Below are 9,633 nucleotides of genomic sequence, written 5' to 3'. Positions count from 1 at the left end.
TTTTAAAAATTATTAAATTATTTTTGAATTAATAATCTCTTTTTTCGGTCTACTCTAATACCTGTTGATATACAGCTTCGCGTAATAACTTATTTTACAAATAGGTCTTTTAGCTGCAGTTAGTTCAGGTAAATATTGATTTTCCCTTTGATTACTTAATTTAGTAATATTTAGCCAGCTTATTTTTAAGTTGGTTTTTTTATGTCTGTAATTCCAACTCACCCTCTACTTCTATTGGTTGTTATTCGTTATGATGTCATGTCTCTAAATTTTATAAGTTTATTTTTATGCTCACTCAAATACTCACTAATATTGATTGGTTAAGTGTAGGTACCGGTGCTGCTTTAGGTGTCGTATTTTATGCCCTTGTATCAGCGCAACTTCGTAAAAAATTAAATCAACAAATAAGCGAACAACAGCAACAGCTTTCTCTATTGCAAAATCAGTTTGACAATAAAGAGATGCAATACAATACATTGTTTGAAGATCATGAACTGTTAGAACATAGTCATCAAGAACAGCGCGATGAAGCACAACACTTTAAAACTCGTGTTAGCGAACAAGAAAAACAAAGCGTTCAATACAACCACTTTTGGCGTAAAGCCGAAAGTGAGCTTACAGCCCTCAGAGAACAATATAACCAACGCGATGTTAAGTTAAATAATATGCGCATCACGCTTGAGCAAAAACAACAAAACTTTACCGAACAACTCGCGCAAATAGAGCAAAGTAAAAATATTCTCAAAAAAGAGTTTGAAAACTTAGCGAACAAAATATTAGAAGAAAAATCACAAAGCTTTAAAACGCTAAATCAAGAGAGTATTGAACAATTATTAAAACCGGTTCAAGGTGAGCTAAAAGGTTTTAGAGAAAAAATGGAATCAATACACGTTGAAGATATAAAACAACGTGCAGCACTTAAAACCGAATTACTGCATTTGCAGGCTAAAAGCCAAGCTATTACAGATCAAGCCGACAAACTCAGTAATGCGCTACAAGGGCAAAAGAAAACCCAAGGTAATTGGGGAGAGCTAATGCTTGAAAACGTCTTAGATAGCGCTGGCTTACGTGCTGGCGTAGATTACAAACGCGAAGTGTCATTTAATACTGAAGACGGCCGCCTGCGCCCCGATGTAGTTGTTTACTTACCACAAGGTCGCCATTTAGTTATTGACGCTAAAACATCGCTAAACGCTTATACCCGCTATGTAAATGCCGATAACGAGTTAGATGCTAACCAAGCAATTAAAGAGCATGTAAACGCTGTTACAGCACGTATTAATGAACTTGCCAGTAAATCCTACGATCGTCTTCCTGGTATTAATTCACCCGAGGTGGTGGTTATGTTTGTACCAATTGAGTCAGCTTTTGTAGAAGCGCTTAAATATCAAAGCGATATTTATCAACAAGCAATTGAAAAAAACATATTAGTAGCCACACCGACTACCCTACTGACGAGTTTAAATATTGTTAAACAACTTTGGCGATTTGAAGAGCAAACTAAATATTCCAAAGAGTTGGCAAATCGTGCTGAGCGTTTCTATAACAAACTCAATGGCTTTTTAGTGAGCATGGAAGGTGTTGGTAAGCAACTTGATAAAGCGAAAGAAAGTTACGACAAAGCCTTTTCGCAGTTATATCGTGGTAAAGGAAATTTAATAAAACAAGCGTCAGAATTTAAAGAGTTAGGTGTATCTGTGCAAAAAGAGTTGCCTAATGAAAGTGTAGAACGCGCGCAACTTGAGTTGGACTAAAACATCTATTTTTGCCGTACTTCACAATATTAGTTGTACTTTGTTTGCTCAACGCTTTTACTTTTAAAGTATGTTTAAGCAAATTTTTTAATAATATACGTTAAAGATCAGAGGTAGTATGAATAATAAGATTATAGGTATTGTTTTAATCGTTGTCGGTATAGCTTTAATTATGTGGGGCTATGACGTTTATGATGCGGCTGCTTCGCAGCTTAGCCGAGCATTTAGTGGTGATACACCTATAGAAGCATGGGCTGGTTTTATTGGCGGTGCTATTTGTATATTAATTGGTATAAAAAAGCTCAAATAGTCCTGATACCGGTTAAATAATATATAAAATACAGCTTATTAAACATAAGCTGTATTAAGTAACCTGAGCTCTGTTTAAAATATTTTTATCTAAAGTTCAGGTGAAGTAATAACTTACTCGTAATTAGCGGCTTCTAGTAGTTTATTCAATGTACTCTCTGGTAGGCATTCGCCTTCATTCCAATGAGAGTTTAATAATGCAACTAAGCTGCCAATACGTTGTGACTTTTTCTGCATTTGCTCAATCAAAATGTCAGCTTCTTTTTGTTTTTCTTCTAAACGCTCAATTATTATTGTGTGGTTTAGCTCGCCGTTTTCGTTACGCAATGAAGGTATTTCGTTGAGTGAAAACCCCAAGCTTTGAGAAAACTTAATTAATTGTAGTTTTTCTAAGTTTTGTTGTGTGTAAAGCCTATAACCATTTGCGCTGCGAGTGGTTGGTGTTAGTAACCCTTTACTTTCGTAAAAGCGAATAGTGCTGGCGGGTATGTTGGTAAGTTTTGCAAGTTCGCCTATTTTCATAACTAATAATAACTCCACTTTACATAAACTTAGTAGGTTGACCTTCAAGCTAACTTTAAGGTTATAGTTGTTTTAATGTCAATTTAATTAGCAAATAATTATGCGCAACCCTGTGTTTACCTCCTTTACCTTGCCAAGTGGTCTAGTATTAAAAAATCGTATTGTCAAAGCCGCTATGGAAGAAAACCTAGCACAAGAGGACCAAACGCCCTCTCAAGCACTTAAAAATGTTTATAGCGCATGGGCTAAAGGCGGTACAGGGCTAATTATTACCGGCAATGTGATGGTTGATCATTTAGCGATGACAGGCCCAGGCGGACTTGTGCTTGAGCAAAGCACAGATATTACTGCCTTTGCAGAGCTTGCTCGTTTATCAAAGCAAAATAATTGCAAAGTGGTGATGCAAATTAATCACCCTGGTAGACAAGTATTTAAAAAAATGGGTGGAAAGGTCTTATCAGCGTCAAGTGTTGCACTTAATATGGGTAAGCACTCGCACTTGTTTAGTATACCAAAAGCAATGACACACACCGACATTGACGACGTTATTACCCGCTTTACACAAACAGCACTACAAGCTGAAAAAGCCGGTTTTAATGGTGTACAAATCCATGCAGCGCACGGTTATTTACTTGCTCAATTTTTATCGCCGCTTACTAATAAGCGTGATGATAAATGGGGTGGCAATCTACAAAATAGAGCGCGTTTATTACTTGAAATAACCCGCAGTATAAAAGCACTTTGTTCATCTTCTTTTTCTGTGTCGGTAAAGTTAAATTCTGCAGATTTTCAACGTGGTGGGTTTGAACCAAGTGATGCACAAGTGGTAGTGGATTTATTGAATGAACTCAATGTTGATTTTGTGGAGTTATCGGGTGGTAGCTACGAAGCCCCTGCCATGCAAGGTAAAACAGGCGATGAGCGCACACTTGCCCGCGAAGCATACTTTTTAGAGTTTGCAAAAGTAATTAGCCAGCGAACTTCAATGCCAATAATGACCACAGGTGGTATCAGTCGCTTATCTATCGCAAATAATGTAATTGAAAGTGGTGTTGCTTTAGTTGGTGTTGCCACAGCTCTTGCATACCAGCCCAATTTACCAAATAAATGGCAAAATGAGCCATTGCAGTTAGCCGCATTACCAAGAGTTACTTGGAAAGATAAAACTCTTGCTGGGACTTGCCACTATGGCACTCGTTAAAAGGCAAATACGCCGTATAGGCCAAGGCAAACCTGTAAAACAAACGCTTCACCAATATTTACTTTAATTAGCGACCAACTACGTTCGTTTAAATTAACCAAGCGTTACCGTAAACGGTTTGCTAGTGAGATTAACTAAGCTTTAGTATTCACTCTTTTTATGTATTCCGGTTTTGTTTACTAATTTTTACACTTGAATAAATGTAACCATTTTTATGTTGTATAAATGAGTATTAAGGCGTGCACCAATTTGGAAGTTTGCTTTTTTATCAAGCTATTAAAGTGCACTATTTTGTGCATTTTTAAGTACTGTACGAGTAAATAAAATAATCATTTTTAAATGTTAATTAAAGTGCGTGTTCAGCGTTTGTTAATTTAATCATCTTATTGATAATATTGATATTTTTTGCTTTTCTCTGGCTTGAGTTTGGGTGGTGTTTATACTAGCTTATAGCGTAGATATTTAATTCTACTCAAGGAGAATAGTTACATGGTATCTCGCAGAAATTTTATTAAAGCAGGCGCTGCTTTAAGTTTAGGCTCTATTTTTAGTGCTTCAGCTTTGGCTGAACAATTAAAGGTAAAAATGTCTAACGGCAGTGTTATGCAAACTAAAGGATCAATCGATAAAAGCGCTGCTCTACCCACAAACGATGTTACTAACGCTAAGCATTACCGGCCTGAATCAAGAATGGGCTTAGGCGGTCTTGCAGCTGGGAATGGCTTTAATACTATATCAAGTGATGCAGAAATTTTAACAGTGCTAAATGCAGCATGGGATTCTGGTATTCGTCATTTTGATACGTCACCTTTTTACGGCTTGAGTTTAAGTGAAAGGCGCTTCGGTGATTTACTTCGAAACAAAAAGCGTGAAGATTATGTTTTATCCTCAAAAGTAGGTCGCCTTCTAACCCCTTCAGCAGAGCCTCTAGAAAATAGTTGGCATTGGGCTGATCACTCACCTTTTCATTATAAATATGATTATTCAGCCTCAGGCACGCGCCGTTCAATAGAAGACACGTTGCATCGTATTGGGGTGGCCTCTTTGGATATTGTTTATATTCACGATTTATCACCGCAAAACAGTGATATGGGAGATGACTGGCTTAAGTATCTTGATCAGGCAGCAAAAGGGGCTATTCCTGAGTTAACTAAAATGCGAGATGAAGGAATAATTAAAGGTTGGGGTTTTGGAGTAAATACACCTCATGCTATTTATAAAGCGCTTGATATGTCAGACCCTGATATTTGCTTATTAGCGTTGCAATATTCAATTTTAGATCATAAGCAGGCACTTGATAAAACCTTTCCTATGCTTGATAAACGAGGGGTTTCAGCGGTAATCGGTGCTCCGCTTAATGGTGGTTTTTTAGCCGGCCGTAATCGCTTTAATTATTCACCTAAAATTCCTGGGCCTATGCAGCAAAAGTTTAATGCAATAAGCGACATTGCATTTAAACATGGGATTGATATTAAAACAGCTGCACTGCAATTCGCAGAAGCGCCTTCAACGGTATCCTCAATTATTCCTGGCGCACGCACGGCAGAGCAAATTAAAGCTAATGTAGCCTCAATGAAAGTTACCATACCAAACGCATTTTGGAGTGAGTTGAAATCTAGACAGCTTATTGCAGAAAACGCCCCCATACCTGCATAACAAAATAGGTGTGCCATTTGCTTGGCACACCTATTTATAGCTAATGTATGGTTAATTTTTGAAGATATAGAAATGCATATTTTAGCACTCGATGCTTTTAAGCTTTATTAATTTGAGCGTCCGTTCAAATTAAGTTAAGCTGTAAGCAAGTACTCTAAAGCCAACTTAATTTATTTTATTGCGGAGCAAACATGGCAACTACACTTGCATTTGACGTATACGGTACGCTAATAAACACTCATGGCGTACTGTCCTTACTCGACGACATGATTGGCGATAACGCCCAAGCATTTTCAAACACATGGCGCGAAAAGCAATTAGAGTATTCATTTAGACGTGGATTAATGCAAAATTATATTCCCTTTTCGCTATGTACAAAACACGCACTCGATTATGCCTGCTTAGCGCACAAAACCGAGCTAAGTGACGAGCAAAAATCACAGCTGCTAGAGCTTTACAAAACACTTCCAGCGTTCGACGATGTAAAAGCAGGCCTTGAGCAATTAAAAGCAAAAGACTACCGTTTGTTTGCATTTTCAAACGGCGCTGCCGACGCAGTTCATACCTTATTAGAAACCGCAGGCATTAGTGAGCTTTTTGAAGGGGTAGTAAGTGCAGACGACGTTAAAACCTTTAAACCAAACCCAGGGGTTTATAGCCACTTTTTACGCGAAACAAATTCAACAGGCGCAAACACATGGCTTGTATCAAGTAACCCGTTTGATGTAACCGGTGCCATATCGCATGGTATGCGCGCGGCGTGGATTCAACGATCTAAAGAATCTATTTTCGATCCGTGGGAAATACAACCAAATACTATAGCAACCGACTTACTCGATTTAAAAGCAAAATTAGAAAGCGTTAACTAATTTTCTATTCCCCTCTTTTGCTTATGGTATTAAGTGCCGTGGGTGTAAAGGGGGTTTACGTTTGAACCACTATTAGTGCTCTATTTTTTAGCAAGTGTTTATTTACCAATCTAATTCTCTACCCCTACCCTTTTAACTTGATCTCTGTATTAATAAGCGCAATTAATGCCCTATTTCATCTGAATTAGAGCTTATATCAGAACGCTCATTCCCTATTGATAAAATGTGATAATTTTGTGATTAATTCGTGACACAGTTGCGAAACTTACCTTCCATAATGTTTCTAAATTAAATAACAAACTTTAGATTTTAGCTTAGCACAGCAGCATTACTTGATATGAACAGGTTTAGATTAATTAAAAAGATTATCTTTTTTGATTTTTCTCATGAATAAGCATTGTTTACTTTATAAACGTCTGGTTTTCAAACTTAAAGCGAAATAAAACATGCTAATTGAAAATTACGATAAAAATTTAGTTAATTACTTCAAAATTTAAATTTAATAAATTAGTGGAAAATAAAAATGAAATTTAAAAAGATCGCAATGAAAAAAGTTACATATTAAAGGGTATATTTTTTTCAGCCATCGCTCTATCGACCACCTTAGCGTCAGTTAACGTGTCAGCTGGGGCATGGGTTGGTGAAGAAGGAAGTGGTTATATTAAGTTAGGTTACGCTGATTATACGTCGAGTAAATATCGTGGAAACAACCCAACCTTTGAACGTTTTGAAGGGCAAAATACATCACTTTACTTGGAGCATGGTTTAGGGAATAACTTCTCTATCTATGGCTCATTATTACATCAAAGCTATGAACAAGAAGATTCTGTAACGGGAACAAGTAGCGCCAGCGGTTTTGGTGATACCGAGGTTGGTATTCGATACCAATGGCAGGCAGAGCCTTTTGTTCTATCTACTTCTTTTTAGTTAAAACCCCTTTTTTATATGATGAGGATGATGGTTTAGGAAATAACCAAGAAGACTACGAAGCCAAAATATTGTTAGGCAAAGGGCTGGATAAGTTTGGTTATATTGGGGCTGAAGTTGGTTATCGGGTTCGTACCGGAGAGCCTTCTGACGAATACAGATACTTGCTTGAGTATGGTTTTAACGTTAATGAAAACATTTATATGCGCGCCAAACTTGACGGAATACTAAGTGCAGAAAATGCAGATTCGTCAACGTCAATAAATGCTGCAAATTTATCAAATCCTTTAGAGTTTGACTCAGGAAAATTTGAACTAGCTACAGGTTGGAATTTTGATAAAAATTCTTCATTAGCAGGCTTTGGTATTGAGCTTACTTTTACTCGTGAAATTTACGGCAGCAATATCCTGCAAGGTAATAATATTCAATTTGGTATTACTAAGGTTTATTAAATTATGTCGTTAATTGGTTCGTTGGTACTTATTGTTCATTTTTTATTATTAGCCATTTTATCTTTATTTGGTTTGCATCGTTTGTCTATGGTAATCCGATGGTTTAAATATCGAAATTTTACACCTCAATCACCTAAAATGTTTGAGAAATTACCAAAAATAACAGTTCAAATTCCACTTTATAATGAAAGGTTAGTTGCCCAAAGGATTGTTGATTCAATTGTATTATTAGAGTATCCGGCTGATCGTTTACAAATACAAATCGTTGATGATTCTAATGACGATACAAGTGAGGTTATTGCTGAGCGTGTATTGCATTATAAGCTACAAGGCATAAATATTGAGCATGTACAGCGAACTAATCGTCATGGTTTTAAGGCTGGTGCATTAAAAGAGGCAATGACAACGGCTGATGGTGAGTTTATTGCTATCTTTGATGCTGACTTTATACCAACTGCGGATACATTATTAAAAAGTATTCATTTTTTCACTCAAACTGATATTGCCATGGTGCAGTTGCGATGGGAGCATTTAAATCGTCGTAGTAGCTTATTAACAAAAACACAGGCTGTAATGCTCGATGCCCATTTTGGGTTAGAACAGCATGTGCGCTGTGCGAGTGATATGCTTTTTAACTTTAATGGGACTGCAGGTATCTGGCGTACTTCAGCCATTATTGATGCAGGCCATTGGAGCGCTGACACATTAACTGAAGATTTAGATTTAAGTTATAGAGCTCAGCTAGCTGGTTGGAAAATGCAGTATTTAAATCATATAACATGTCCAGGTGAGCTGCCTGCTGATATGAATGCGTTTAAAACTCAGCAGTACCGTTGGGCTAAAGGTGGCGTACAGGTCATGCTTAAAATGCTAAAAACAGTATGGAAAGCAAAAATACCGCTTGTTAAAAAACTTGAATCGACGTTTCATTTATCAAATAACTTAGCTTATTTAGTCATGATGCTAGATACATTATTTTTCTTATTACCTAGCTTATATTTACGTGCGCAATATGATTACATAAACGTTTGGTGGATTGATATTGCTTTATTATTGATGTCTTCAGGCGGGCACATTGCATACCTATATTTTGGTCAAGTGGTTTTAGGTCGCTCAAAAATACGTGCACTAGCAAAATTACCTAACTTAGTATTGTTAGGTATACAGTTGGCAATTAATAATTCTAAGGCCGGTTTTGAAGCTTTAATGGGCAAAGAAAGTGAATTTGTCCGCACACCTAAAACAGGTGAGTTACAAAAAGCAGAACATACTTACAAAAGTGAAAATCAAGATTCACAGGGCTTTAAAAACAAGCCGCACTATAAACCTTTACCTCCTAAAGGTGCAATTTTTGAATTTTTAGTTGCAGTTATTTATGTCGTGGTTTTAGTGTGGGCTGTTATTTACCAATATTGGTTTATATTGCCATTTGTATCGTTATTAGCTCTTGGATTTGTCATGTCTGCAGTTAATAGCTTTTATAGTCATTATCAGCTATCTAGACACGCTTAAAATGAATCTGCAATTGTTTAAGCCAAGTTTCACAACCAAAAGTAAATCTTGGCTTTATTTTATAAGCTTAGCTAGTTTAATTGCCCTGAGTTTTTCGAGTTATTTTTTAGCAAATACGTCGCAAGGCAATACCGAATTTCCTGTTAGCAATATTGGAGTTTATACCATTATTCAATATTGTTTAATGGCATTTTTTATGTTGGTAGCTTGGTCTTTATCTCCTAAATCACGTTATTTAAAAAATTATAAACTGTTACTAATCACCGCTTTTTTAATGCGCATTCTATTGATTGACGTTGAGCCTTATACCTCTAATGATACAAGTCGTTACCTATTTGATGGGCGAATTGCATATGAAGGCTACGACCCTTATAGCATCAGCCATGACGCGATTGAACTAACACAATTGCGAGAACAGTGGCAACCACCTA

General features: G+C 36.7%; 8 protein-coding genes and 2 pseudogenes. 9 read left to right on the top strand and 1 reads right to left on the bottom strand.

The features are described from left to right. Positions 1-287 precede the first annotated feature (287 nt). Both rmuC and P20652_RS14820 read left to right on the top strand, forming a co-directional pair. Positions 288-1,754, top strand: coding sequence for a DNA recombination protein RmuC (gene rmuC, locus P20652_RS14815; RefSeq protein WP_008166273.1), 1,467 nt, complete (start codon positions 288-290; stop codon positions 1,752-1,754). A gap of 118 nt (positions 1,755-1,872) precedes the next feature. Beyond that, on the top strand, positions 1,873-2,064 hold the full coding sequence (locus P20652_RS14820) for a DUF3185 family protein (RefSeq protein ID WP_008166272.1): 192 nt from the start codon (positions 1,873-1,875) through the stop codon (positions 2,062-2,064). 113 nt (positions 2,065-2,177) lie between these two features. Here the strand turns inward: P20652_RS14820 and P20652_RS14825 are convergent, their stop codons facing one another. Continuing rightward, positions 2,178-2,585, bottom strand: coding sequence for a MerR family transcriptional regulator (locus P20652_RS14825; protein WP_008166270.1), 408 nt, complete (start codon positions 2,583-2,585; stop codon positions 2,178-2,180). Between the two features lie 100 nt (positions 2,586-2,685). On the opposite strand from P20652_RS14825, the pseudogene P20652_RS14830 reads away from it, so the two are divergent. From P20652_RS14830 to P20652_RS20695, 7 genes and pseudogenes are all read left to right on the top strand, one after another. After that, a pseudogene (locus P20652_RS14830) lies at positions 2,686-3,924 on the top strand (NADH:flavin oxidoreductase/NADH oxidase family protein). A 351-nt stretch (positions 3,925-4,275) separates the two neighbouring features. Further along, positions 4,276-5,442 carry an aldo/keto reductase gene (locus P20652_RS14835; protein ID WP_008166267.1) on the top strand — a complete coding sequence of 389 codons (1,167 nt, stop codon included), beginning with the start codon at positions 4,276-4,278 and terminating at the stop codon, positions 5,440-5,442. A 191-nt stretch (positions 5,443-5,633) separates the two neighbouring features. Next, positions 5,634-6,311: a haloacid dehalogenase type II gene (locus tag P20652_RS14840; RefSeq protein ID WP_008166265.1), complete on the top strand. Its 678-nt coding sequence runs from the start codon at positions 5,634-5,636 to the stop codon at positions 6,309-6,311. A 618-nt stretch (positions 6,312-6,929) separates the two neighbouring features. After that, complete coding sequence (locus P20652_RS14845; protein ID WP_008166263.1) at positions 6,930-7,238, top strand: hypothetical protein; 309 nt, start codon at positions 6,930-6,932, stop codon at positions 7,236-7,238. Continuing rightward, a complete protein-coding gene (locus tag P20652_RS14850; RefSeq protein ID WP_008166261.1) occupies positions 7,199-7,690 on the top strand; it encodes a hypothetical protein in 492 nt (163 codons plus the stop codon). The genes P20652_RS14845 and P20652_RS14850 overlap by 40 nt, the downstream gene beginning before the upstream one ends. A gap of 3 nt (positions 7,691-7,693) precedes the next feature. Further along, entirely contained in the window at positions 7,694-9,202 is a 1,509-nt protein-coding gene (locus tag P20652_RS14855) for a glycosyltransferase (RefSeq protein ID WP_008166259.1), read from the top strand. A gap of 196 nt (positions 9,203-9,398) precedes the next feature. After that, a pseudogene (locus P20652_RS20695) lies at positions 9,399-9,633 on the top strand (hypothetical protein); the annotation flags it as partial.

The organism is Pseudoalteromonas sp. BSi20652, from assembly GCF_000239855.1.
In the GTDB taxonomy this organism is placed as follows: Bacteria; Pseudomonadota; Gammaproteobacteria; order Enterobacterales; family Alteromonadaceae; genus Pseudoalteromonas.
The sequence above is the reverse complement of the archived record's forward strand: the minus strand, read 5'-3'. Positions and strand labels throughout refer to the sequence as shown.

Bases quoted from the DNA above. Each gene is read 5' to 3' on its own strand.
- P20652_RS14850 (WP_008166261.1), top strand. From the start codon at position 7,199: ATGGCAGGCAGAGCCTTTTGTTCTATCTACTTCTTTTTAGTTAAAACC.
- P20652_RS14835 (WP_008166267.1), top strand. From the start codon at position 4,276: ATGGTATCTCGCAGAAATTTTATTAAAGCAGGCGCTGCTTTAAGTTTA.
- P20652_RS14825 (WP_008166270.1), bottom strand. From the start codon at position 2,585: ATGAAAATAGGCGAACTTGCAAAACTTACCAACATACCCGCCAGCACT.
- P20652_RS14855 (WP_008166259.1), top strand. From the start codon at position 7,694: ATGTCGTTAATTGGTTCGTTGGTACTTATTGTTCATTTTTTATTATTA.
- rmuC (WP_008166273.1), top strand. From the start codon at position 288: ATGCTCACTCAAATACTCACTAATATTGATTGGTTAAGTGTAGGTACC.
- P20652_RS14820 (WP_008166272.1), top strand. From the start codon at position 1,873: ATGAATAATAAGATTATAGGTATTGTTTTAATCGTTGTCGGTATAGCT.
- P20652_RS14840 (WP_008166265.1), top strand. From the start codon at position 5,634: ATGGCAACTACACTTGCATTTGACGTATACGGTACGCTAATAAACACT.